A 23,733-nucleotide genomic window follows, 5' to 3' on the forward strand; every position below is an offset into this window, starting at 1 on the left:
TACCAGCGCGGCGCAACCGTCCAGGGCGACGGTCGGTCGGTGGGCCGGGTGCGGGCGGCGAGCGGCGGGCGGGGTGGGTGCGGGGTGGGCGCCGAGTGTGCACGACACGCCGTCGGTCGTTCGCCGAGGGGGCACGAAGTGCCGCCCGACGGACCTGAGTGCGACGTTTTGTGCCCTCTCGGCGAACGCGAGCGGCATGTCGCGCGACCGCGACCGCGACCGCGACCCCGCCCAGCCCAGCCCCGCTCCGCTCACCCGGCGACACGACGGACGGGAGGCACGGTGCCAGCTGGCACCGTGCCTCCCGTCCGACGTCGCTCGCGCCCAGGGCCGCGCGTCAGTCGACCGCGAGGGCCTCGGTCGGCGGGACGCGCATCGCGCGCCGCACCGGCGCGATCGTCGCGGCGACCGCGAGGACGAGCGCCCCGAGCACCACGATCCCGATGGTGAGCGGCGGCAGAACCGGGGCCACCGGGGTGCCGAGCGAGCCGAGGAGCGTCTGACCGCCGACCCACCCGTAGAAGGTGCCGAGCACGAGCCCGGTGAGGACCGCCGCGACGACCATCTGCACGGCCTCGGTCACGATCATCCGACGGACCTGCGCCCCGGTCAGCCCGAGCACACGGAGCAGCCCGAGCTCCCGTCGACGCTGCAGGACCCCGAGGGCGAGCGCGTTCACGACCCCCACGGCGGCGATGACGGCGGAGAACCCGACGATCACACTGATCACGGCGTTGAGCTGCACGAAGAAGTCCCGCATGCCCTGGACCTGTTCGGGGCTGCCACCCTCGAGCTGACCGCGGAGCTGGGCCTCGAGCACGTGCTGCATGATGCCGAGCGCCACCGCGAACGTCACGAGCAGCGTGACCCCGATGACGAGCCCGATCGTCGCGCGGGAGGACCGCCCCGGCGCACGCATCGCGTTCCGACCGGCGAGGAGCACGACCGGGTCGCGAGAGCCGATCCGACCGATCAGCTGCAGGACCGGCGGCATCACGATCGTGGCACCGACGGCGACCCCCGCGAACGAGACGAAGCCGCCGAGGGCCGCGGGCAGGACGGCGATCGGGGACGCCGCGCTGCCGAGGAGCCCGACGAGCATGAGGAGCCCGCCGCCGGCCATCAGCAGGATCGACCAGACCTTCCGGGCGGTGCCGGAGCGGACGTCCTCGTGGCTCGGCTCGACACTCGACGACAGCGCTTGGAGCGGCGTCACGGTGAGCACGCGCCGCGACCCCACCGCGAAGGCGCCCCACGTGGCGAGGACCACGGCGACGACCGGGAGCACGAGCTCCCACGGCAGCAGGGTGTAGGTCGTGTCGGGCAGGAAGCCGTTGCCGCGCAGGACCACGACGAACAGCGCCGTCGGGCCTGTGCCGGCGACGGCACCGATGAGGCCGCCGAGCACGCCGACCAGCAGTCCCGTCCGGGTGATCCGGGCACGCAGGGTGGCCCCGGTCGCGCCGACGAGCCGCTGCAGCGCGATGATCCGCGTCTGCCCGGCGATGAGCGTCGCGCAGGTGTTGGCGGTGACGATCGCGCCGACGTACAGGGCGATGCCGAGGAACAGCCATCCGAGGACGGAGAGGATCGCCTTGACCGGGCCGAGCTCGGAGAGGCCGGCGGCCGCGAGTGCCTCGGTGACGACGCCCGGCGCGATGACGAGCGCCGACCCGAAGGTGGTGCCGAGTGCGGCGACGAGGACCGTGGGGGCGAAGGAGCGGATGCCGTTCACGCTGCGGCCTCCATCCCGAGCATCGTGGTGGAGATCTCGGCCGCGTCCATCGCCGGGCGGTCCCCCACGACCCGGCCGTCGGCCAGGAAGAGGATCCGGTCCGCGTTGGCGGCGGCCACCGGGTCGTGCGTCACCATGACGACGCTCTGGCCCCACTCGGTCACGGCGCCGCGGAGGATCTGCAGCACGTCACGCCCGGTCCGGGAGTCGAGTGCACCCGTCGGCTCGTCGGCGACCACCACGGCGGGACGCGAGGCCAGCGCGCGGGCGATCGCGACGCGCTGCTGCTGCCCACCGGACAGCTGGTGCGGCCGGTGCGTGAGACGGTTCCCGAGCCCGAGCATCTCGACGAGCCGGTCGATCCACGCCGATTCCTCACGACTCGGCTTGTGCCCGCCGAGCAGGAACGGCAGGCGGATGTTCTCGCTGACGTCGAGCGTCGGAACGAGGTTGAAGGACTGGAACACGAACCCGAGCCGACGGCGGCGGAGCTCGGTGAGCTCCTTGTCGGCCAGGCCGGTGATGTCGACGCCGTCGATCTGGATCCGACCCGTCGACACGGCGTCGAGTCCGGCCGCGACGTGCATCAGCGTGGACTTGCCCGAACCCGACGGTCCCATCACCGCGGTGAACTCCCCCGAGCCGATGTCGACGCTGACGTCGTCGAGCGCCGTCACCCGCCGGGCGGCGTCGCCGTAGTGCTTGGACACGTGGTCGAGACGGATGATCGGTGCGTGGCTCGTGGTCATGCATCCACGATGACGGTCGGGAGGCACGCCCCGCGTCGGTCCGACGGCTCCTGTGGATCGTCCGCTCGGCTCGACTCCCTGTGCAGAAGTCATCCGAGCGGATGAGGGTCACTCGGCCTTGGTCACCAGGCCGTGCTCGTGCGCGAACACGACGAGGCGCACGCGGTCGCGGAGCTCGAGCTTCGTGAGGACCCGCGAGATGTGCGTCTTCACGGTCGCCTCGCTGACGTACTCGTGCTGGGCGATCTCGCTGTTGCTGAAGCCCCGCGCCGCGAGGTCGAAGATCTCCCGCTCCCGCGGCGTCAGGTCGGCGAAGGCCGCCGGGACCGATGGCGCCTGCTCGCTCGAGTCCTCGTAGCGGCGGAGCAGTTCACGCGTGGCGGACGCCGCGAACACCGCGGTGCCGGCGTGCACCGTGCGGATGGCGGCGAGCAGGAACTCCGGGTCGGCGTCCTTGAGCACGAACCCGCTCGCACCTGCGCGGATCGCCTTGGCCGCGGCCTCGTCGAAGTCGAAGGTCGTGAGGACGAGCACCTTCGCGCCGTCCGCACCGCTGTCCTCGACGATGCGGGACGTCGCGGTGATGCCGTCCATCACCGGCATCCGGACGTCCATGAGCACGACGTCGGGACGACCCCGGCGCACGAGTTCGACGCCCTCGGCACCGTCTCCGGCCTCGCCGACGAACTGCAGGTCGGCCTGCGAGTCGATGAGCATCCGGATGCCGGTCCGGAAGAGTGCCTGGTCGTCGACGAGGGCGACGCGGATCGGGGTGTCGTTCATCGGCGGGTGTGCTCCTGGCTGGTCGGGGTGGTGCGGGGTGCGGGGATGCCGGTCGTCGGCACCAGCCCCCTGGGCATCTGTCCGCTGGCGGGGACGGTCGGCATCCGGACCGCGACCGCGAAGTCGTCGCCGCGGGGTCCGGCCGTCATCGTGCCCCCGGTCATCGTGGCACGTTCGCGCATCCCGACCAGGCCGTGTCCGGTCCCGGGACCGCGCGTGCCGTCGTCCGCCCGACGGTTCACCACGCTGATCTCGACGGTGTCCGGTCGGTACGTCAGCGCGGTGTGCACCGGCGTCCCCGGCTCCCCGTGCTTCCACGCGTTCGTCAGGCTCTCCTGCACGATCCGGTAGACCGCGAGCTGCGTGGTGGTCGGCAGGCCGGACGGGTCGCCCTCGCGTTCGACCCGCACGTCGAGTCCGACGCCGCGCATCTCCCCCACGAGTCGTTCGATGTCGTCGATCTCGGGTGTCGGTGCGGTGCCCTGCTCGTGGCGGAGGGCACCGAGGAGCTCCCGGACGTCGCCGAGGGCGCGGCGCGCGGTCGTCGAGATCGTGCCGAGGGCCTCGTCCGCGATCGCGGGGTCGGCCTTGAGGGCGTACCGAGCGCCGTCCGCCTGCGCGATGACGACCGCGAGCGAGTGCGCCACGATGTCGTGCATGTCCCGTGCGATCCGCACGCGCTCCTGCTCCACGGCGACGGCTCGGTCGGCCCGGGCTGCGTCACGTTCGGCGACGAGCTGGGCCTCCCGGCTCATGCTCGCCGACCGGCGCACCCGGCGGACGAGTCCGGCGAGCCACGGCAGGAGCAGCAGGAGCAGGACGACGGCGAAGTACGAGAACGCGACCTTGAGCGACTCCTGCGCCGGGGTCGTCGCCGTCACGATGCCGAGCCGGGAGTTGTAGTCGTCGACGCCGAGGTACACCGCCGCGATCACCGGTCCGCCGATCGCCGAGACGAGTCCGGCGAGTCGCACGCGCCGACTGCCGTAGGCACTCGTCGTGTACATCACGGCCGCGATGAAGACGTTCGACAGGTCGGGCTGCTGCCCGGTGACCATCTCGAAGACGGCGAACACCCAGGCGACGCCGAGCGCGAGGCCCGGCGAGAGCCGACGGAGCGCGAGCGCTCCGGTCATGCCGACGACGGTGATCAGCGCGAGCGGCGAGTCCATCCCCCGCGCCGTCGCGACCAGGACGAGCGCACCGAGGACGACCGCCACCACCACGTCGGTGACGATCTGCGCGCGCAGCATGGGACGGAACACGTCACCACGGTACGGCCTGGAGGCACGGCGCGCGTCCGCCTGTGGAGTGACGTCCGCAGGCGGTCGGCTCAGAAGCCGAGTCGGCCGAGCTGCTTCGGGTCGCGCTGCCACTCCTTGGCCACCTTCACCCGGATGTTCAGGTACACGTGGCGGCCACCGAGCAGCGACTCGATCTCGACGCGGGCGCGTGATCCGACGTCCTTCAGCCGTTCGCCCTTGTGGCCGATCACGATCGCCTTCTGGCTGTCGCGCTCGACGAACAGGTTGGCGAAGATGCGCAGGGGACCGTCCGGGTCGTCGTCGTCGTCGGGCTCGACCATGTCCTCGATGACGACCGCGAGGGAGTGCGGGAGCTCGTCGCGGACGCCCTCGAGCGCGGCCTCACGGATGAGCTCCCCGATCCGCTCCTCGTCGGTCTCCTCGGTCACGGTCGTCGCGTCGTAGAGCTGCGGCGACTCGGGCAGGAGCTTCGTGATCTCCTCGAGCAGGACCTCGAGCTGGATCCCCTTCGTCCCCGAGGTCGGGATGATCGAGTCCCACTCGCGGAGCTGCGACACCGCGAGCAGCTGCTCGCCCACCTTGTCCTTCGCGGTCCGGTCGATCTTCGTCACGATCGCGACCTTCTTGGCGCGGGGGTACTGGTCGAGCGTGTCGTTGATGAACTTGTCGCCGGGCCCGATCGGCTCGTTCGCCGGGACGCAGAACCCGATCACGTCGACGTCGCCGAGCGTCGTCTGCACGAGGTCGTTGAGCCGCTCACCGAGCAGCGTGCGCGGACGGTGCACGCCCGGCGTGTCCACGATGATGACCTGCCCGTTCGGCCGGTGCACGACGCCGCGGATGGCCCGTCGGGTCGTCTGCGGCTTGGACGAGGTGATCGCGACCTTCTCGCCGACCAGGGCGTTCGTCAGCGTCGACTTGCCGACGTTCGGGCGGCCGACGAACGAGACGAACCCGGCGCGGTAGGGCTGCTCGGCGTCGCCGGCGGGAGTGGTGGTGTCGGTCATGCGTGCGTGGGTCCCGTCGTGGTGGGTGCGGCGTCCTCGAAGGCGTCCTCGACGCCGGCGAGTTCGGGCGTGCGCTCGGCGAGCACGGAGATGAGGTGGCGGCGCTTGCCCTCGACCCGGTCGGCCGTCAGCACGACGCCGGAGACGGTGACCGTCTCGCCACGGACCGCCAGGTGGCCGAGCTCCTTGGTGAGGAGGCCGCCGGCGGTGTCGACGTCGTCGTCCTCGAGCTCGATGCCGAACAGGTCGCCGAGCTCGTCGACGGGCAGCCGGGCGGAGATCCGCCAGAGACCCGGTTCGACCTCGACACGGTCGACGACGGCGCGGTCGTACTCGTCCGAGATGTCCCCGACGAGCTCCTCGATGAGGTCCTCCATCGTGACGAGGCCGGCGACGCCGCCGTACTCGTCGACGACGAGCACGAGGTGGTTCTTGGCGGCCTGCATGTGCCGGAGGGTGTCGTCCGCGGCCTTCGACTCCGGTACGAACTGGGCCGGCCGCAGCAGCGTCGTGACCCGCTCGGCACCGGAACCCGGCCGTTCGTAGAGGGCGCGGGCGACGTCGCGGAGGTACAGCACCCCGAGCACGTCGTCGCTGTCCTTGCCGGTCACGGGCATGCGGGACACCCCAGCGGCCAGGAACTGCTCCATGCCGGCGGCCAGCGTGTCCGCCCCGTCGACGGTGAGCATGTCGGTGCGCGGCACCATGACCTCGCGCACGAGGGTGTCGCTGAACTCGAAGACCGAGTGGATGAGCTCGCGGTCGTCCTGTTCGAGGACGTTGCTCTCGGTGGCCTCGTCGACGAGGGACAGCAGCTGCTCCTCGCTCGACACCGTCGACGCACTCCGACCCCGACCCGGCGTGACCTTGTCGCCGATCACGACGAGCAGCCCGGCGAGCGGGCCGAGGACGATCCGGACGCCGCGGACGAGCCCGCCGGTCGAGGCGATGAGCCCCTCGGCGTGCGCACGGCCGACGCTCCGGGGGCTCGACCCGACCAGGACGAACGACACCGCGGTCATGATCGCCGCCGCCACGATGAGCGCCACCCACCAGGTGTCGAACACCATGACGAGACCGATCGCGACGAGGACGGCCGCTGCCGTCTCGGCCAGGACCCGGAAGAAGTTCAGCGCGTTGACGTGGGCACCGACGTCGTCTCCGATCGCCTCGATCGCCCGACGGTGCTTGCTCCCCCGAGCGATCTCGTCGAGGTCGGCACGGGACAGGACGGACAGTGCGGCGTCGGAGGCGGCGAGCAGGCCACCGAGGACGACCAGCACGAACGCCACCGCGAGCAGGCCGGCGACGAGCAGCATCAGGTCACCGTCCTCGGCGCTGTGCGGCGAACGCGGTCAGGATCTCGCCCTGCAGGCCGAACATCTCGGCCTTCTCGTCGGGTTCGGCGTGGTCGAACCCGAGCAGGTGCAGGATCCCGTGGCAGGTCAGCAGCAGCATCTCGTCGGTGCTGGAGTGCCCCGCGGTCTTCGCCTGCTCCTCGGCGACCTGCGGGCAGAGCACGATGTCCCCGAGCAGGCCGGCGGGCGTCGGCTCGTCCTCGGTGCCCGGACGGAGCTCGTCCATCGGGAAGCTCAGGACGTCGGTGGGGCCGGGCTCGTCCATCCACCGGACGTGCAGCTGCTCCATCGCCCCCTCGTCGACCAACACGATCGCGAGCTCCGCGTCGGCGTGGACGTGCAGCGCGTCGAGTGCGAAGGCGGCGAGGCGCTGGATGGCTGCCTCGTCGACCTCGACACCGGACTCGTTGTTGAGCTCGATGCTCACCGGTTGCCTCCTCGGGCGTCGTTCTGGGGGTACGGGGAGCGCTGGCGGTCCTGCGGCGGACGCCCCCGTCGCTCGGCGCGGTTCGTGCCGGCGGGGTTCGGCGTGGCAGCGCTGCCGCGGCCACCAGGGCGGTACCCGGACTGCTCGGCGAGGCGCTCCTCGTCGTAGACGGTGTACGCGTCGACGATGCGGCCGACGAGGGTGTGCCGGACGACGTCGTCGCTCGTGAGCCGTGCGAAGTGGATGTCCTCGACCCGGTCGAGGATCCGCGTGACGAGCCGGAGTCCGGACAGGTTGCCGGGCAGGTCGACCTGGGTGATGTCCCCGGTGACGACCATCTTCGACCCGAAGCCGAGCCGCGTCAGGAACATCTTCATCTGCTCGGGGGTGGTGTTCTGCGCCTCGTCGAGGACCACGAACGAGTCGTTGAGCGTCCGGCCGCGCATGTACGCGAGCGGAGCGACCTCGACCGTGCCGGCCGCCAGGAGCTTCGGGACCAGCTCGGGGTCCATCATCTCGTTGAGTGCGTCGTACAGCGGGCGCAGGTACGGGTCGATCTTGTCGGTGAGCGTGCCCGGCAGGAACCCGAGCCGCTCGCCGGCCTCGACCGCGGGGCGGGTGAGGATGATCCGGTTCACCTCGCGCCGCTGCAGGGCCTGGACGGCCTTCGCCATCGCCAGGTACGTCTTGCCGGTACCGGCCGGGCCGATGCCGAACGTGATCGTGTGCTCGTCGATGGCGTCGACGTAGGCGCGCTGCCCGTCGGTCTTCGGGCGCACGGACTTGCCACGGCTCGAGACGATCGGCGTACCGAAGGTGTCGGACGGCTTGCGGTCCTCGTCGAGGAGCTTCGCCGACACGGGGATGTCCGACGGGCCGATGTCCTGTCCGCGCCGGACCATGCCGACGAGTTCGTCGACGAGGGCGTTCGCGCGGGCGACGTCGCGTTCGGGACCGGTCAGCGAGACCTCGTTGCCGCGCACGAGCACGCGGACGCCGGGGTACTGCCGTTCGACGGTCTTGAGCAGCCGGTCCTGGGGGCCGAGCAGCTGCACCATGGCGATGCCGTCGACCTGGATCGAGACGGTCGACTCCGACTCGGCGGGGTCGATCGGGGAGGGTGCTGGTTCGTTAGCCGGCAAGGGTGCCTTCCTGCAGTTCACCTGCGAGTACGTGCGCGTGCACGTGGAACACGGTCTGACCGGCTGCTTCGCCGGTGTTGAAGACGAGTCGGAACTGGCCGTCGGCGCGCTCGTCGGCGATGCGCTGCGCGGTGGCGACCACGTGTGAGAGGAGGTCCGGGTCACCGGCGGCGAGCTCGGACACGTTCGCGTACTCCTCGGTCTTGGGGATGACGAGCACGTGGACGGGGGCCTTCGGCGCGATGTCCTCGATCGCGATGACGCGGTCGTCCTCGGCGACGACGGTCGCCGGGATCTCGCGCGCGATGATCTTGGAGAAGACGCTGGGCGTGCTGGTGCTCATGGACCCATCGTAGAACGCGGGACCGACGCCGGGCCTTCCCGATCCGCCAGGTCCGGGCCGACTACCAGCGCCCGAGCCGCGTCTGCAGCACGGCCAGGGCCGCGGGCCCGGCCGTGGAGGTCCGGAGCACGGTGTCGCCGAGCCGCACGCGGACGGCGCCGGCCGCCACGAGCCGGTCGAACTCCGAGCCGTCGATCCCGCCCTCCGGTCCGACGACCAGGACGATCTCGGCGACCTCGGCCGGCGGCTCCCACGACGACAGTCGGACGTCCCCGACGGGGTCGAGCACGAGCACCGCACGCGACGGACCCGCACCGGCGCCGGCGGCGAGCTGCGCCGTCGTCGCCGGGGCGTCCACCGCCGGCACGCGCGAGCGGATCGCCTGCTTCGAGGCCTCCTGCGCGATCGCCGCCCAGCGGGCACGACCCTTCTCGACCTTCGCGCCGTCCCACCGCGAGACACTACGTGCGGCCGACCACGGGACGATCCGGTCGACGCCGATCTCGGTCGCCGCCTGCACGGCCATCTCGTCGCGGCCGCCCTTCGCGAGCGCCTGCACGAGCGTCAGCGTCGGCGAGGGGGCCGGCGAGACGTCGACCGACTCCACGTCGAGCACCAGCGAGTCGCGGTCCGTGGAGACCACCGCCCCGACGACGACCGTGCCGCGGCCGTTCCCGATGCGCAGCGTCTCGCCCACCCGTACCCGGGCGACGGACACCGCGTGCCGTCCCTCTGCCCCGTCGAGGGACACCTGTCCGCCGACCGTCACGCCGTCGAGCGAGTCGACGAGGTAGAGCGACGCCATCAGAAGTTGAAGAACCGGTCGCGGAGCTTGCCGAACATGCCCTGCTGGAACCGCGACAACTGCGGCGCCGCGGCCTTGTGCGACTTCGCGAGCTGCTCGACGAGCTGGCGTTCCTTGTGCGAGAGCTTCGTCGGCGTCACGACCTGGACGCCGATCCGCAGGTCGCCGCGCCCGTTGCCGCGCAGCTTCGTGACCCCGCGGTCCTTGAGCACGAGGACGTCCGCGCTCTGCACACCCGGACGGACCTCGAGCTCCACCGGACCGTCGAGCCCGTCGATCGTCGCCGTGGTGCCGAGCACGGCGTCCGTCATCGCGACCTCGAGCGTGGCGAGGAGGTCGTCCCCGTCGCGGCTGAAGACGTCGTGGTGCCGTACGCGGATCTCGAGGTACAGGTCGCCGGAGGGGCCGCCGGCCGGACCGACCTCGCCCTGACCGGGCATCTGCAGCCGCAAGCCGGAGTCGACACCGGCGGGGACGTCGACCGGCACGGTGCGACGCGCACGGATGCGGCCCTGGCCCTGGCACGTCGGGCACGGGTTCGGGATGACGGTGCCGTAGCCACGGCAGGTGCCGCACGGCGCGCTCGTGACGACGTTGCCGAGGAGCGAGCGGACCTGGCGCTGGATGTGGCCCGAGCCGCCGCAGATGTCGCAGGTCTGCGGGCTGGTGCCGGGCGCGCAGCAGGAGCCGTTGCACGTCTCGCAGAGCACGGCCGTGTCGACCTCGACGTCCTTGTGGGTGCCGAAGACGACCTCGTCGAGGTCGACGTCGATGCGGAGCAGGGCGTCCTGTCCGCGCTCGGCGCGGCTGCGCGGGCCACTGCCCCGGCCGCCACCACCGCCACCGCCGAAGAACGCGTCGAAGATGTCGCTGAAGCCACCGGCGCCGCCGCCGAAGGGGCTGTCGGCCTGCGGTCCGGCGTCGTACCGACGGCGCTGCTCGGGGTCGCTCAGCACGTCGTACGCGTGCGTCACGTCCTTGAAGCGCTCGGCGGCGTCCGGGCTCGGGTTCACGTCCGGGTGCAGCTCGCGCGCCAGTCGGCGGTACGCCTTCTTGATGTCGGCATCGGAGGCGTCCTGCTGGACGCCGAGGACGTCGTAGTGGTCTGCCACGTATCCCTCAGTCGGTTTCGGTTCGGTGCGGCGGGTGCCGCCGGGTCAATGTTCGCCCAGGAGTTTGGACAGGTACCGTGCGACGGCGCGCACCGCGGCCATGTTCGTGCCGTAGTCCATGCGCGTCGGTCCGAGGACGCCGAGGCGGGCGACCTCGCCACGGGCCAGGTAGCCACCGGCGACGATGCTCGTGGCGTCGAGCCCGTACTCGGCGTTCTCCACGCCGATCCGGGCCGCCACGGCGACGTCGTCGATCTGCATCTCGCCGAACAACCGGAGCAGGGTCACCTGTTCCTCGATCGCCTCGAGCACGGGGAAGAGGCCGCCCGAGAAGTCCTGTTCGCTCTTGGCGAGGTTCGCCGCGCCGGCCATCACGAGGCGGTCCTGCCGGTTGGCGGCGACCTGTTCGATCAGGGTGGCGACGACGACGCCGGCGAGCGGCTGGGCGTCCGGGCGGATCTGCTGCGGGACGGCCCGGAGCGCGGTCGAGACGTCCTGCAGCAGGAGTCCGACGGTGGCGCCGTTCACGACCGCGCGGAGTTCGGTGAGCGCGCCCTCGTCGAGCGTCACGTCGGTCTCGACGACGCGCTGCTCGACCCGGGCGGTGTCGGTGATCAGGACGACCATCAGCCGGTTGTCGCCGAGGCGCACGAGCTCGATGTGCTGCACGCGTGCGCGCACCATCGAGGGGTACTGCACGAGGGCGACCTGGTTGGTGAGCTGGCTGAGCAGCCGGACAGTGCGGCCGAGCACCTCGTCGAGGTCGTTCGGCGCCCCGAGGAACGTCTCGATCGCGTGCCGTTGGGCGCTGGAGAGCGGCCGGGCACCGGCGAGGTGGTCGACGAACACCCGGTAGCCCTTGTCGGTCGGCACGCGTCCGGACGAGGTGTGCGGGGCGGCGATGAGCTGTTCGTCCTCGAGCTGGGCCATGTCGTTGCGGATCGTGGCAGCGCTGACCCCGAAGGCGTGCCGCTCGACGATCGTCTTCGAGCCGACCGGTTCGCGCGACGCGACGTAGTCCCGCACGATGGCCTTGAGGACCTCGAGGCTGCGTTCGCTGACCACCCGGACCCCTTCCACTCGTTCTGGCACTCGGACGTGTCGACTGCTGATCCTACGCCCGACCGCCGACGGACCGGGACTTCTGCACACCCCGGCCGGTACGCTTCCCGCATGACCTACGGACAGCAGCCCGGCGGCCCGCAGCACCCCGGTGGACCGCAGTACCCCGCTGGGTACCAGCCGCCCCAGCCGATGTCGCCGGAGGACCAGCGGCTCTGGGCAACGCTGACGCACATCGGCGGGATCTTCTTCAACTTCATCGCGCCGCTGGTGGCGTACCTCGTGTTGCGTGACCGCGGCGGGTTCATCCGCGAGCACACCCGCGTCGCGCTGAACTTCCACATCACGATGGCGATCGCGTACGCCGTCGGCACCCTGACGGTCTGGCTCGGCATCGGCGTCCTCATCGCCCTCGCCGCAGGCGTGCTGTCGATCGTCTTCGGCATCATGGCCGCGGTCGCCGCGAACCGCGGCGAGTTCTACCGCTACCCACTCTCCATCGAGTTCATCAAGCAGTAGGGCCTCAGTCGAGCAGCTCGCGGACCACCGCGTCCGCGAGCAGGCGACCCTGCAGGGTCAACTCGATCCGTCCCCGCACCGCGGCCGACCCGACCACCAGCCCGCGTGCGATGAGCCCGGCGACCCGGCCACGGGCCTCCTGGCGGAGTTCCGCGGTGGCGAGTTCCCCACGGACGCGCGCCGCGAGGAGGACGCGCTCGACGTACCGGGTCTCATCGTCCAGGGTCTCGCGACCGGCGGCCGGCGACTCCCCCGACAGCACCCGGTTCGCGTACGCGGCCGGGTGCTTCACGTTCCACCAGCGCGTGCCGGCGACCGCGGAGTGGGCGCCCGGGCCGACGCCCCACCAGTCGTGGCCCTTCCAGTAGGACAGGTTGTGCCGGCTGGCGTGCTGGGCGCCGCGCGACCAGTTCGAGACCTCGTACCAGGAGTACCCGGCGTCGCCGAGGACCTGGTCGGCCAGCTCGTACATGTCCGCCGCGAGGTCGTCGTCCGGCGCCGGCAGCTCGCCGCGCGCGACCATCCGGCCCATCGCCGTGCCGTCCTCGACGATCAACGAGTACGCGGAGACGTGGTCGGGCTCGCACGCCAGCGCGGCGTCGAGCGAGGTGCGCCAGTCGGCCAGGGACTCCCCCGGGGTCGAGTAGATGAGGTCGAGCGAGACGTCGAGGCCCTGCTGCTTCGCGAGGTCGACGACCCCGGGAACACGGAGCGGGTCGTGGGTGCGGTCGAGCGTCGCGAGCACGTGCGGGACGGCCGACTGCATGCCGTAGCTGATCCGGTTGAACCCGCCGGCCCGCAGGGTCTCCAGGGACGCGGCGTCCACCGAGTCGGGGTTCGCCTCCGTCGTGACCTCGGCGCCTGGCAGGACGCCCCAGGTGTCGTCGATCGCGCGCAGGATCATCGCGAGGTCGGACGCGGGCAGCATCGTCGGGGTGCCGCCGCCGAAGAACACGGTCGACACCGGCCGACGCGGGACGCCGGAGCGCTCGAGCACGGTCGCGGCCCACTCGATCTCCCGCACGGCGTGGCCGGCGTAGTCGTCGCGACGGACGCCGCGCAACTCGGACGCCGTGTAGGTGTTGAAGTCGCAGTAGCCGCAGCGCACCCGGCAGAACGGCACGTGCACGTACACGCCGAACGGGACGTCGCCCGCGTCGGAGGCCGGGGAGATCAGGCCGTCCACAGGCGCTGGATCGGCGATCGGGAGAGCACTCGGCATGGACTCCATTGTCCGTCATGATGGAGGCATGGAGCACCACACCGTCCCCACCACCGTGCTGTGGGACATCGACGGCACCCTCGTGATGAACGCCTCGTCGCCGGGCAACCTGTACCACCTTGCGCTCGAGCGTGCGGTGGGCCGCGACCTCGTACTGCGGGTCGGCCACCAGCACGGCCGCACCGACGCCGGACTCATCGCCGAGCACGTCCGTGCCCACGAACTCGACACCGACCTCATCCCCGTCGTCAGCGGCCACCTCCGCGACCTCACCGAGGAACGGCACCGCTCGGGCGACCACCGCAGCCCGGCCCCCGGTGCGATCGCCCTCGTGGCGCGCTTCGCGGAGCTCGGGTGGCGGAACGGCCTGCTCACCGGCAACTCCGCGTACCGCGCCCGCGTGAAGCTGCAGGGCGCCGGGTTCGACGTCGACGCGTTCGACTGGGAGCACTCGTTCTTCGGTGACACCGAGGTGGAGCGGACGGGCGTCACCGCGCGTGCCGCCGACGCCCTCGCGGGCACCCGCGCCGTCATCGTCGGGGACACCCCGCGCGACGGCGAGGCTGCCGACGCCGTGGGGATCCCGTTCCTCGCCGTGGCGACCGGGGTCTACGACGTCGAGGCGCTGCGGGCCACCGGCGCCGTGACCATCGCGCGGAACTGCGTCGACGACGCCGCACTCATCGAGGACGCCATCGCGGCGCTCCCGCCGTTGCGCCCGGTCGAGGAGCGGTCCTAGTCGCCGCGGAGCGCGCCGAGGTACTTCTCCGCCATCACCTTCTGCTGCCGACGGAGCAGCGGCGCGACGAACTGCCACTTGCGGCTCGACGGCTGCGAGAACTGCCGGATCTGCAGCCACACCGAACCGTCCGGCGTCCGCTCGACCACGAACGACTCCTCGCCGGAGAGCGGGTGCCCCTCGAGCGTGCCGTACGCGAAGCCCTTGCGGTCGTTCTCGTCGATGATCGACACGACCCGGACCGGCGCGTGCACGGTCTGCCCGAACGCGTGCATCGTCAGCACCGCGCTCGTGCCCGCCGTCAGCAGCGGAGTACCGTCCGGCGCGAACTTCTCCACCCGCGGCGTCCCGATCGAGGCCGGCGCGATCGGCACCCCGGCCTCGTCGAAGGTCACCGGGTTGTAGCGGACCTCGTCGTCGTCGGGCTGGTCCTCGACCTGCACGCGGATGCCGCTGCGCTCCTGGATCTGCCACGTCAGGGCCTGCGTGACCGCGGTCTCGAAGCGCTGGTCGCCGTGCCCGATCCGGGCACGCGACTCGGTCGGGGTGAACCCCTCCGGCGGGTACGTCATGAGGTCGGACGCCTGGGTCGCACCCACGGCTCCGTACGTCAGGGCGGTCCGGTAGCTGCCGCGGGAACTCATGCCGTCAGCCTACTTGCCAGCGGTGCGCGCGATCGAACCGGGGACTCCTCGGCCGCGCGGTGCGCGGTCCGGTTTCCGCGCACCCCGAACTGGAGGCCCGACACGCGTCCGCCACGCCCCTAGCCTTGGTCCGTGCCCCGCTCCACCCCCGCCCGCACGCGGTCCGTCGACCGCACGACGGCCGCGTTCGCCGTGCTGACGCTCGCGGCGTTCGGGCTCGCCGCCACCGCCCGGGCCGCGGTCGAGTGGGCCACCGCCGGCCTCGACTCCCCCGCCCGGTACGTGTCCGCGCCGCCGAGCGACTGGGACGTGTTCGACACCGCCAACGCCATCGCCGCGTTCGGGGCGTGCAGTGCCGGAGCGGGCGTCCTGCTCTTCGGCGCGACGCTCGTGCTCGCGGTCCGTCGACACCGGGCACCAGGGCTGCCGGTGGTGCTCGGGTTCACGACGCTCGCGATGGTGATCGGTGCCGTGCTGGCTGGGTTCGCCGCTGCCGGACAGGCCGACTACGACGCGGCTGCCGGACTCGTCATCCTGCGGACCGCACTCGCCGGACTGGCCGCCGCGAGCCTCCCGGCCCTCGGCCTGGTGGCCCTGCGGACCCGCGCGGCGCGCGCCCAGCGGCGCGTGTTCTGACGAAGCGCTCCGCGCCGGTGCCGCGAAAGCGACACGTCTCCGCGAATGTTTCGCGGCGAATTGTCGCTTCGGCGGAGACTTCCGACGTCGTCGACGCGTACGTGTCGCTCTCGCGACGTCGCACCGGGTCGATCCGGGCGTCTCGCTACTTCTTCTTCTCCTCGACGTCACCCGAGAGCGCCGCGATGAAGGCTTCTTGCGGGACCTCGACGCGACCCACCATCTTCATGCGCTTCTTGCCCTCCTTCTGCTTCTCGAGGAGCTTGCGCTTGCGGGTGATGTCACCGCCGTAGCACTTCGCGAGGACGTCCTTGCGCATCGCCCGGATGCTCTCGCGGGCGATGATGCGTGCGCCGATGGCCGCCTGGATCGGGACCTCGAACTGCTGGCGCGGGATGAGCTTGCGCAGGCGCTCGGTCATGAGGGTGCCGTACGCGTACGCCTTGTCGCGGTGCACGATCGCGCTGAACGCGTCGACCTGTTCACCCTGCAGCAGGATGTCGACCTTCACGAGGTCCGCGGCCTGGTCGCCGGTGGGCTCGTAGTCGAGCGAGGCGTAACCCTGCGTCTTGCTCTTCAGCTGGTCGAAGAAGTCGAAGACGATCTCGCCGAGGGGCATCTCGTACCGGATCTCGACGCGGTCCTCGCCGAGGTACTCCATGCCGAGCAGGGAGCCGCGCCGCGACTGGCAGAGCTCCATGATCGCGCCGACGTAGTCCTTCGGGGCGAGGATCGCCGCGCGCACCATCGGCTCGCGGACCTCGACGATGCGGCCACCCGGGAACTCGGACGGGTTCGTGACCTCGGTCGTGGTGTTGTCCTCGTTCGTGACCTCGTAGATGACGCTCGGCGCCGTCGTGATGAGGTCGAGCCCGAACTCGCGGCTCAGGCGCTCGGTGATGATCTCGAGGTGCAGCAGACCGAGGAACCCGCAGCGGAAGCCGAAGCCGAGTGCCACGGAGGTCTCGGGCTCGTACACGAGTGCCGCGTCGGAGAGCTTGAGCTTGTCGAGCGCCTCGCGCAGGTCCGGGTAGTCCGAGCCGTCGATCGGGTACAGGCCGGAGAACACCATCGGCTTCGGGTCCGTGTAGCCGGGCAGCGCCTCGGTCGCGGGCTTCTGCGCCGTCGTGACCGTGTCGCCGACCTTCGACTGGCGGACGTCCTTCACGCCGGTGATGAGGTAGCCGACCTCGCCGACCGACAGCCCCTTCGTGGGCTTCGGCTCCGGCGACGACACACCGATCTCGAGGATCTCGTGCGTCGACTTGGTCGACATCATCTGGACCTTCTCGCGCGGGTGGATCGTGCCGTCGATCATGCGGACGTACGTCACGACACCGCGGTAGCTGTCGTAGACCGAATCGAAGATCATCGCGCGGGGAGAGGCGTCGACGTCACCCACGGGGCCGGGCACGGTGCGGACCACGCGGTCGAGGAGCTCGGGGACGCCCACGCCGGTCTTCCCGGAGACGCGGAGGACGTCCTCGGGCTTGCCGCCGATGAGCTGCGCGAGCTCGGCCGCGTACTTGTCGGGCTCGGCCGCGGGTAGGTCGATCTTGTTGAGCACCGGGATGATCTCGAGGTCGTTCTCGAGCGCCAGGTAGAGGTTCGCGAGCGTCTGGGCCTCGATGCCCTGCGCCGCGTCCACCAGCAGGATCGCGCCCTCGCACGCCGCGAGGGACCGGGACACCTCGTACGAGAAGTCGACGTGCCCGGGCGTGTCGATCATGTTCAGCGCGAAGGTCTGCCCGTCGAGCTCCCACGGCATCCGCACCGCCTGGGACTTGATCGTGATGCCGCGCTCGCGCTCGATGTCCATGCGGTCGAGGTACTGGGCACGCATCGCGCGGTCCTCGACGATGCCGGTGATCTGCAGCATGCGGTCGGCCAGCGTGGACTTGCCGTGGTCGATGTGCGCGATGATGCAGAAGTTGCGGATCGCTTCGGCCGGCGTCGAGGCGGGCTCGAGCGGCGCGGATGCTTGTGGGCTCACGGTTCCTCGGGGTGGGTCGGACGGTCGAACGATTGTCCCACGTCCGCGCGCCGGCGGCGCGCACCGCAGGGTGCCTGTGGACGGTGGTGGCGCAGTGGGCGTTGTGAAGGACCGGCCTGGAGGCACGGGGCGGGCCCGCACCGTGCCTCCAGGCCGTCAGACGGTCGCCCTGGCGGGCGCTGGCAGCGCGCCGAGGCCGCGCCGCAGGTCCGCGGGCGTCGCGGCGAGGCACACGCGGATCCAGCCCTCGCCGGTGCGCCCGAACGCGCTGCCCGGCGCGACCGCCACCCGCTCGCGGTGCAGGAACCCGAGCGCCCACTCGGCGACGTCGCCCTGCGAGACGTGCGAGACGTCGATCCAGAGGTAGAAGGCCCCACGCGGGTCGAGGTAGCGGATGCCGGCGGCGTCGAGGACCTCCTTCGCGATGCCGAGGTTGGCGCGGTAGTGCTCACGGGCGTCCTGCACGGCGGAGTGGTCCCCCACGATCGCCGCGAGGGCCGCCCACTGGTCGGGTTCGGCGACGCAGCTGATCATCGCCTCCTGCGTGGTGCGCATCACCGGGCCGAGCCCCTTCGGCGCGACGAGGTACCCGACGCGCACCCCGGTCATCGCGTACGTCTTGCTCAACGAGAACGCGGTGAACACCCGGTCGTCCTCGTCCAGGCTCGCCAGGCTGACGTGCCGGGTGCCGTAGGTGAAGTACTCGTAGACCTCGTCGCTGATCACCCAGAGGTCGTGCCGCTTCGCGAGGGCGAGCAGGTCGCGCAGGGTCTGCTCGCCGAACACCGAGCCGAGGGGGTTCGACGGCGAGTTCACGACGATCGCCCGGGTGCGTTCGGTGATGCTCGCCTCGAGCGCCTGCAGGTCGGGCTCGAAGCCGTGGGCGGGCGACAGCTGGTACGGCACGGGGGTCGCCCCGATGATGTGGGCGTTCATCGTGAAGGTCGTGTAGCCCGGGTCCGGCACGAGGACCTCGTCACCCGGGGAGAGCACGAGGGTCATCGCCTGGAACAGCGCCTGCGTCGCGCCGATCGTCATCCAGATCTGCTCGACGTCGACCTCGATCCGGTTCTCGCGGCGGAGCTTCTCGCGGATCGCCTCACGGAGGGGTGCGATGCCGCCGTTCGGGGTGTAGTCGGTCCGGTCCTCCGACCAGGCACGGCGGGCGGCCTCGCCGATGTGCGGGGCGACCGGCACGTCGGGCTCGCCGATCACGAGCATCGCGATGTCGGTGGTCGGCGCGCCGGAGGTGTCCGTCGCGTCCTGTTGCAGGATCGCTGCCTGCTCGAACACCCGGCGGATCCCGGAGGCGGGCACGGTCTCGATCCGGGGCGCGAGGGATGGCATGCTCGCCACGGTAGCGAATCCGTGTTGCGGGGCGGTTTCCCGGCGTTTCGGTGCTTTGGTCCAGCCCGGTCGGCCTGGTAACGTAGATGGCTGGACTTCCGCGTTCCGTCGCCCACGGGTGGAACGCGATGCGACCAAGGGCCCCTCTACCCAGCGGTCGCGACCACCCGTCAGAGACAACAGGAGCAACACGCATGGCGAACATCAAGTCGCAGATCAAGCGCATCAAGACCAACCTCAAGGCCCAGGAGCGCAACAAGGCCTACCGTTCGGAGCTCAAGACGGTCATCCGTCACACGAACGAGGCCATCGTCGCCGGCGACAAGGACAAGGCCGTCGCGGCCCTGACCCTCGCCTCGAAGAAGCTCGACAAGGCCGTGAGCAAGGGCGTCATCCACAAGAACCAGGCCGCGAACCGCAAGTCGGCCATCGCGAAGAAGGTCGCGTCGCTCTGACGCACTGACCTGCTGACGAAGGCCCCGCACCGTTGGTGCGGGGCCTTCGTCGTGTGCGGGCGGGTTCCGGTGCTGCGCGAGTGGGCAGTGTGTTCATCACGCTCGGCGGCGCCGAGGTCGCACGAAGTGCCGCTCCGGCGCGACGCACGCGGCAGGTTGTGCGACCTCGACGGACGTCGCGCGGCGTGTTGCGCGACCTCGACCGGCAACGTGGCCCGGCGTGTTGCGCGACCTCGACCGGCAACGTGGCGCGGCGTGTGGTCCGACCCGCCGCGAGGCCCCCGACGGACGGGTCAGCGGGCCTCGCCGCGCCGGGAGATCGTCCGGACCATGACCTCGAGCGCGTAGTGCGCGTCCCGCGAGCCACCCTTCACCGCGGTGTCCGCCTCGGCGATGCTGGTGATCGCGTTGGCCAACCCGGCCTCGCTCCACCCGGCGACGTCACGCTGTGCCCGCTGGACCTGCCACGGCGCCATGCCGAGCGCCGAGGCAGCCTGGCCACTCGGCCCCCGGAAGGCGCTGACCTTCGCCATCGTGCGGATCTTGCTCGCGAACGCGGCGACGATCGGCACCGGTGCCTCGCCCGTCGACAGGGCGTGTCGCAGCTCGACGATGGCGGGTGCCGATCGACCCGCGAGCGCGATGTCCGCCACCTTGAAGGCGTTCGTCTCGACGCGTCCGCCGTAGTACTTGTCGACGACCTTGTCCGTGATCTCCTCGGCCTCGTCGGCCAGGAGCTGCCGGCACGCCGCCGCGAGCTCGGCCAGGTCGTCCGCGAACGCCGCGACGAGGGTCCGCACCGCCGAGGGCGCGATCTTCCGACGGGCCGCCCGGAACTCGGCCTGGACGAAGTCGATCCGGTCGGTCTCGCGCTTGAGTTCGTCGCACTGCACCTCGATCCCACCGCCGACGCCGCTGCGGATCGTGTCGAGGAGCTTCTTGCCCCGGACTCCCCCGCCGTGGCGGAGCACGAGTGTGACGTCGTCGGCCGGTGCACCGAGGTACGAGATCGTCTCGGTGATGAACGCGTCGGTGCACTTCTCGACGTTGGTGATCCGGACGAGCCGGGGCTCACCGAACAGCGAGGGGCTCGCGAGCGTCGCCAGCAGCCCGGGTGCGTACTGGTCGGCTTCGAGGTCGTGCACCTCGAGCGCCGGGTCTTCCCCCACCAGCAGGTCGCGGAGCACGCTGCTCGCGCGCTCGGCCAGGAACGTCTCGGGCCCGGTGACGAGCACCACGGGTGCCGGGCGGATCCCCGACCACGGCACCTGGTCGATCTTCGCGGCAGCGCGGACGGGTTTCTTGGCGGCCATGCCTCGATCCTACGGGCGACCGCCGACCCCGAGCGCTCCGTCCACAGCCGCAGGGCGCCGTCGGCGCCACGCCCCACGACGACCGTGCCGTGCTCGTCGGTGCGGTAGGCGGAGGTTCCCGCATCCGCGAGCATGGTCAGCGCCGAACGGGTCGGGTGCCCGTAGGTGTTGTCGGCACCGACACCGATCAACCCGACGGATGCGGCGACCTCCCGGTAGAGCACCGGGTCCTGGTCGGCGGACCCGTGGTGCGCGACCTTCACGACGTCGACCGAGCCGGCGCCGGCAGCCCTGCTGGAACCGGCAACCGCACCGACCACGGCGGCACGGGCGCGTCGTTGGGCGGACTCACCCAGGTCGCCGAGGAGCAGACTCGACACACACGAAGTGCACTCGTCGCCCGGCGAGGTCCGGAGGACGAGACTGGCGTCGTTGCCGGCGTCCCGCGAACCGGAACGCGGCCCGAGTACCCACCAGCGCAGGCCGTCCAACGCCCCGGAGGTCGAATCGTCGGCCTGCCGGACGTCGACGCCCGCGCGCTGCAGTGACCGGACCACGCGTTCGTCCTCTCGCCGTCCGACCGGTCCGACGAGCGCCGTCGTCACGCGGTCCGCCACGGCTCCGACCGCGCCGACGTGGTCGCGATCGAAGTGGGTCAGGACGAGCAGGTCGATCCGCCCGATGCCGAGCAGGTCGAGACACGCTCCGAGCCGCTCGGGGTCGTCGCCGGTGTCCACGAGAGCGACGCCCGGGCCGTCCCCGCGGAGCAGCACCGCATCACCCTGCCCGACGTCGCAGGCCGCGACCGCCCAGTCGTCGGGGAGTCCTGCCCGGACGACGAGCCGTGGCACGGCGACGACCACGATCCCGATCAGCACGAGGACCCCGGCGAGCAACAGCAGGCGGAACCGGGCCGGCCGCGGCACGAGGACCGCCACGGCGACGCTCGCACTCACGATGCCTGCGGCGAGGACCCCGCCCACACCACCCGGCCACGGCACCGAAGCGAACGGGAGCGCCGCCGCGCCGTGCGCCACGCCACCGATCGCCGTCGCCGGTACCCAGGCCACCCCGGCCAGCACCGACGCACCCCACGGCCAGATCGGTGCCGTCAGACACGCCGCGAGTCCGACCACCGTCACGATCGGGGCGAGCGGCTCGGTGAGCAGGTTCGCCGGGACCGCGTAGGTCGGCAACGCCGCGGACAGCGGGATCGTCACCGGCCAGCACGCGAGCTGCGCGGCGACCGGGACCGCGAGCACCGCAGCGAGCGGCGTCCACAAGCGCCTCACGAACAGCGTCGTGAGCGGCGGCCCGAGGACCACGATCCCGCTCGTGGCGAGCACGGACAGGGCGAACGCGAACGACCTCGAGTACCAGGGGTCGACCACGAGCATCCCGATCGCGGCGAGGGCGATCAGGGGGACGCCCCGGATCGGCCGACCCGCCAGGTGGACGACGAGCACCACGACGGCCATCACCGTTGCACGGACGATCGAGGGATCGGGCCGGACGAGCACCACGAACGCGAGCAGGAGCACGATCACCACGCCGGCACGGACAACCCGTGGCAGTCCCAGGGCCCGCCCGCAGACGACCACCAGCCCGACGATCACCGCGCAGTTCGCGCCGGACACCGCCGTGAGGTGTGTCAACGCCGAGGTCTCCATCGCCGCCTCGGTCTCAGCGTCCAGCCCGCTCCGATCGCCGATCGCCAGACCCCGCAACAGCGAACCGCCGGGCTCCGGGAGCCCCTGTGTCACCGCGACGAACGCCTGGCGCGCCCGATCGGTGAGCGCGAGCAGTCCGGTCGGTGGGACAGCGACGGTCGTTCCGCGGACGAACGCCACGAACGACGTCGCGCTCCCCGGTTCGTCGGGCTGCAGGGTGGCCGAGCCCTGCACCGTCGATCCAGCAGGTACCGTGCCACCGCCGACAGCGGCCGGGACCAGCCGGACGGGCACCCGCAACCCGTCCGCGTCTCCGGCACGCTCGAGGGTCCCGACCACGGACCGGTCGCCCTCGACGAGATCCCTGCCGAGGACGATCGTCACCGACACCGCGCGCGAACCGTGCGCGTCCAGCGCTGACGGGTTCCGTTTGCTGTCCCCGACGACCACGGCGACGGCGAGCAGCCCGCACAGTGCCGACGCCGTCAGGACCAGGCCGAGCGCCACCCGGAGCCCACTGCAGCGGACGAGCAGGACGATGCTCACACCCGTCACGACCACCGCCGACACCGCGACCCACACGGCGACGCCGGGCACGCCGACGAGCAGCGCCGCGCACACCCACGCCGCCGCGACCGGCACCGCGACCCGGACGTCGGTCAGCCCCGGCGCGAGGTCCACGGATCACACCCGCACGCGGTCGCGGAGATCGGCGAACCGCCCGTCCCCGATGCCGCTGACGTCGAGCAGGTCCTCCACGGAATCGAACCGCCCGTGCTCCTCCCGCCACGCCAGGATCCGTCCGGCCAGCGACGGCCCGATCCCGGGCAGCGTCTCGAGTGCTGCCTGGTCGGCGGAGTTGAGGTCCACGATCGCGTCGCCACCGTCCGATCCGCTCTCCGCTCCGCCCGGACCGGCAACAGCAGCACCATCACCGAGCGCCGCCGGGACCTCCGTCTCCCCCACCTTCGGCACGTACAGCCGCTCCCCGTCGACCACCACCCGGGCGAGGTTCAGCCGCGCCAGGTCGGCGTCCGGCGTCGCTCCGCCCGCCCGGTCGATCGCGACCGACACCCGGCTGCCGGCTCCGAGCGAGACGACCCCCGCTCGCTGCACCGCCCCGACCACGTGCACGACGAGCACCCCCGCGGGCGTCGACGACGCGGACGGTGTCGCGACGACCGCGGACGGACCACCCGTGACGCTGACGGTCGCCCCGTCTGCCCCGACCCCGGACCGCGACCCGAGCAGCACGACCACGAGCGCAGCCACGACCGCCACGGCAGCCAGCATGACCGCCGCCCGCGGCGACAGCGCCAGCGCAGCGAACCGAGAAGCGGACGCAGAACCGGACCCAGACGGAGCAACCATGCCGGAACGCTACGGAGCCCGGCCGACCGGCCGGGC

22 protein-coding genes and 1 pseudogene are annotated in these 23,733 nt (G+C 71.6%); 4 read left to right on the top strand and 19 right to left on the bottom strand.

The window, feature by feature from the left end:
• Nucleotides 1-337 precede the first annotated feature (337 nt).
• The 12 genes from ABIC61_RS08840 to hrcA all read right to left on the bottom strand — a co-directional run bounded on the left by ABIC61_RS08840 (nucleotide 338) and on the right by hrcA (nucleotide 11,791).
• Nucleotides 338-1,735 (bottom strand): ABC transporter permease, encoded by a 1,398-nt coding sequence (locus ABIC61_RS08840; RefSeq protein WP_354029613.1) that lies wholly within the window; start codon nucleotides 1,733-1,735, stop codon nucleotides 338-340.
• A complete protein-coding gene (locus tag ABIC61_RS08845; RefSeq protein ID WP_354029614.1) occupies nucleotides 1,732-2,484 on the bottom strand; it encodes an ABC transporter ATP-binding protein in 753 nt (250 codons plus the stop codon). The genes ABIC61_RS08840 and ABIC61_RS08845 overlap by 4 nt, the downstream gene beginning before the upstream one ends.
• A gap of 108 nt (nucleotides 2,485-2,592) precedes the next feature.
• Complete coding sequence (locus tag ABIC61_RS08850; protein WP_354029615.1) at nucleotides 2,593-3,267, bottom strand: response regulator; 675 nt, start codon at nucleotides 3,265-3,267, stop codon at nucleotides 2,593-2,595.
• Entirely contained in the window at nucleotides 3,264-4,532 is a 1,269-nt protein-coding gene (locus ABIC61_RS08855; RefSeq protein ID WP_260852536.1) for a sensor histidine kinase, read from the bottom strand. Before ABIC61_RS08855 ends, ABIC61_RS08850 begins: the two co-directional genes overlap by 4 nt.
• Nucleotides 4,533-4,600: 68 nt before the next feature.
• The gene (era, locus tag ABIC61_RS08860; RefSeq protein WP_354029616.1) at nucleotides 4,601-5,539 is read right to left on the bottom strand and encodes a GTPase Era; all 939 of its coding nucleotides are present in this window, start codon (nucleotides 5,537-5,539) and stop codon (nucleotides 4,601-4,603) included.
• Complete coding sequence (locus ABIC61_RS08865) at nucleotides 5,536-6,858, bottom strand: hemolysin family protein (protein ID WP_354029617.1); 1,323 nt, start codon at nucleotides 6,856-6,858, stop codon at nucleotides 5,536-5,538. The genes era and ABIC61_RS08865 overlap by 4 nt, the downstream gene beginning before the upstream one ends.
• Nucleotides 6,859-6,862: 4 nt before the next feature.
• Entirely contained in the window at nucleotides 6,863-7,324 is a 462-nt protein-coding gene (ybeY, locus tag ABIC61_RS08870; RefSeq protein WP_079235757.1) for an rRNA maturation RNase YbeY, read from the bottom strand.
• Nucleotides 7,321-8,466, bottom strand: a complete 1,146-nt coding sequence (locus ABIC61_RS08875) for a PhoH family protein (RefSeq protein ID WP_440130696.1) — start codon at nucleotides 8,464-8,466, stop codon at nucleotides 7,321-7,323. Before ABIC61_RS08875 ends, ybeY begins: the two co-directional genes overlap by 4 nt.
• On the bottom strand, nucleotides 8,456-8,809 hold the full coding sequence (locus ABIC61_RS08880) for a histidine triad nucleotide-binding protein (protein WP_079235756.1): 354 nt from the start codon (nucleotides 8,807-8,809) through the stop codon (nucleotides 8,456-8,458). Before ABIC61_RS08880 ends, ABIC61_RS08875 begins: the two co-directional genes overlap by 11 nt.
• 61 nt (nucleotides 8,810-8,870) lie before the next feature.
• Entirely contained in the window at nucleotides 8,871-9,614 is a 744-nt protein-coding gene (locus ABIC61_RS08885) for a 16S rRNA (uracil(1498)-N(3))-methyltransferase (protein WP_144750349.1), read from the bottom strand.
• Entirely contained in the window at nucleotides 9,614-10,726 is a 1,113-nt protein-coding gene (dnaJ, locus tag ABIC61_RS08890) for a molecular chaperone DnaJ (RefSeq protein WP_144750351.1), read from the bottom strand. The genes ABIC61_RS08885 and dnaJ overlap by 1 nt, the downstream gene beginning before the upstream one ends.
• A 45-nt stretch (nucleotides 10,727-10,771) precedes the next feature.
• Nucleotides 10,772-11,791 carry a heat-inducible transcriptional repressor HrcA gene (gene hrcA / locus ABIC61_RS08895; RefSeq protein ID WP_144750353.1) on the bottom strand — a complete coding sequence of 340 codons (1,020 nt, stop codon included), beginning with the start codon at nucleotides 11,789-11,791 and terminating at the stop codon, nucleotides 10,772-10,774.
• A gap of 108 nt (nucleotides 11,792-11,899) precedes the next feature.
• Between hrcA and ABIC61_RS08900 the strand changes: the two genes are divergently transcribed.
• Nucleotides 11,900-12,307, top strand: a complete 408-nt coding sequence (locus tag ABIC61_RS08900; RefSeq protein ID WP_354029618.1) for a DUF4870 domain-containing protein — start codon at nucleotides 11,900-11,902, stop codon at nucleotides 12,305-12,307.
• A gap of 4 nt (nucleotides 12,308-12,311) precedes the next feature.
• On the opposite strand, the gene hemW is transcribed toward ABIC61_RS08900, so the two are convergent.
• A complete protein-coding gene (hemW, locus tag ABIC61_RS08905) occupies nucleotides 12,312-13,529 on the bottom strand; it encodes a radical SAM family heme chaperone HemW (RefSeq protein WP_144750355.1) in 1,218 nt (405 codons plus the stop codon).
• A 28-nt stretch (nucleotides 13,530-13,557) separates the two neighbouring features.
• Between hemW and ABIC61_RS08910 the strand changes: the two genes are divergently transcribed.
• Entirely contained in the window at nucleotides 13,558-14,268 is a 711-nt protein-coding gene (locus tag ABIC61_RS08910) for an HAD family hydrolase (protein ID WP_354029619.1), read from the top strand.
• On the opposite strand, the gene ABIC61_RS08915 is transcribed toward ABIC61_RS08910, so the two are convergent.
• Nucleotides 14,265-14,912, bottom strand: coding sequence for a DUF1990 domain-containing protein (locus ABIC61_RS08915; RefSeq protein ID WP_144750359.1), 648 nt, complete (start codon nucleotides 14,910-14,912; stop codon nucleotides 14,265-14,267). The two genes, ABIC61_RS08910 and ABIC61_RS08915, sit on opposite strands and share 4 nt — an antisense overlap.
• Nucleotides 14,913-15,044: 132 nt before the next feature.
• Between ABIC61_RS08915 and ABIC61_RS08920 the strand changes: the two genes are divergently transcribed.
• A complete protein-coding gene (locus ABIC61_RS08920) occupies nucleotides 15,045-15,548 on the top strand; it encodes a hypothetical protein (RefSeq protein ID WP_354029620.1) in 504 nt (167 codons plus the stop codon).
• A gap of 145 nt (nucleotides 15,549-15,693) precedes the next feature.
• Here the strand turns inward: ABIC61_RS08920 and lepA are convergent, their stop codons facing one another.
• Together lepA and ABIC61_RS08930 are read right to left on the bottom strand one after the other, a co-directional pair.
• On the bottom strand, nucleotides 15,694-17,541 hold the full coding sequence (gene lepA, locus ABIC61_RS08925; RefSeq protein WP_354029621.1) for a translation elongation factor 4: 1,848 nt from the start codon (nucleotides 17,539-17,541) through the stop codon (nucleotides 15,694-15,696).
• A 156-nt stretch (nucleotides 17,542-17,697) separates the two neighbouring features.
• Entirely contained in the window at nucleotides 17,698-18,888 is a 1,191-nt protein-coding gene (locus tag ABIC61_RS08930) for a pyridoxal phosphate-dependent aminotransferase (protein ID WP_354029622.1), read from the bottom strand.
• 194 nt (nucleotides 18,889-19,082) lie between these two features.
• On the opposite strand from ABIC61_RS08930, the gene rpsT reads away from it, so the two are divergent.
• Nucleotides 19,083-19,343 carry a 30S ribosomal protein S20 gene (gene rpsT, locus ABIC61_RS08935; protein WP_144750365.1) on the top strand — a complete coding sequence of 87 codons (261 nt, stop codon included), beginning with the start codon at nucleotides 19,083-19,085 and terminating at the stop codon, nucleotides 19,341-19,343.
• 293 nt (nucleotides 19,344-19,636) lie between these two features.
• Here the strand turns inward: rpsT and holA are convergent, their stop codons facing one another.
• The 3 genes and pseudogenes from holA to ABIC61_RS08950 form a co-directional block, all read right to left on the bottom strand.
• Nucleotides 19,637-20,656, bottom strand: a complete 1,020-nt coding sequence (gene holA, locus ABIC61_RS08940; RefSeq protein ID WP_354029623.1) for a DNA polymerase III subunit delta — start codon at nucleotides 20,654-20,656, stop codon at nucleotides 19,637-19,639.
• Between the two features lie 599 nt (nucleotides 20,657-21,255).
• Nucleotides 21,256-23,007 (bottom strand): annotated as a pseudogene (locus ABIC61_RS08945) (ComEC/Rec2 family competence protein); the annotation flags it as partial.
• A 3-nt stretch (nucleotides 23,008-23,010) separates the two neighbouring features.
• Nucleotides 23,011-23,697 carry a helix-hairpin-helix domain-containing protein gene (locus ABIC61_RS08950; protein ID WP_354029624.1) on the bottom strand — a complete coding sequence of 229 codons (687 nt, stop codon included), beginning with the start codon at nucleotides 23,695-23,697 and terminating at the stop codon, nucleotides 23,011-23,013.
• Nucleotides 23,698-23,733: the final 36 nt, after the last annotated feature.

Source organism: Curtobacterium sp. 1544 (assembly GCF_040544915.1).
Lineage (GTDB): Bacteria > Actinomycetota > Actinomycetes > Actinomycetales > Microbacteriaceae > Curtobacterium > Curtobacterium pusillum_C.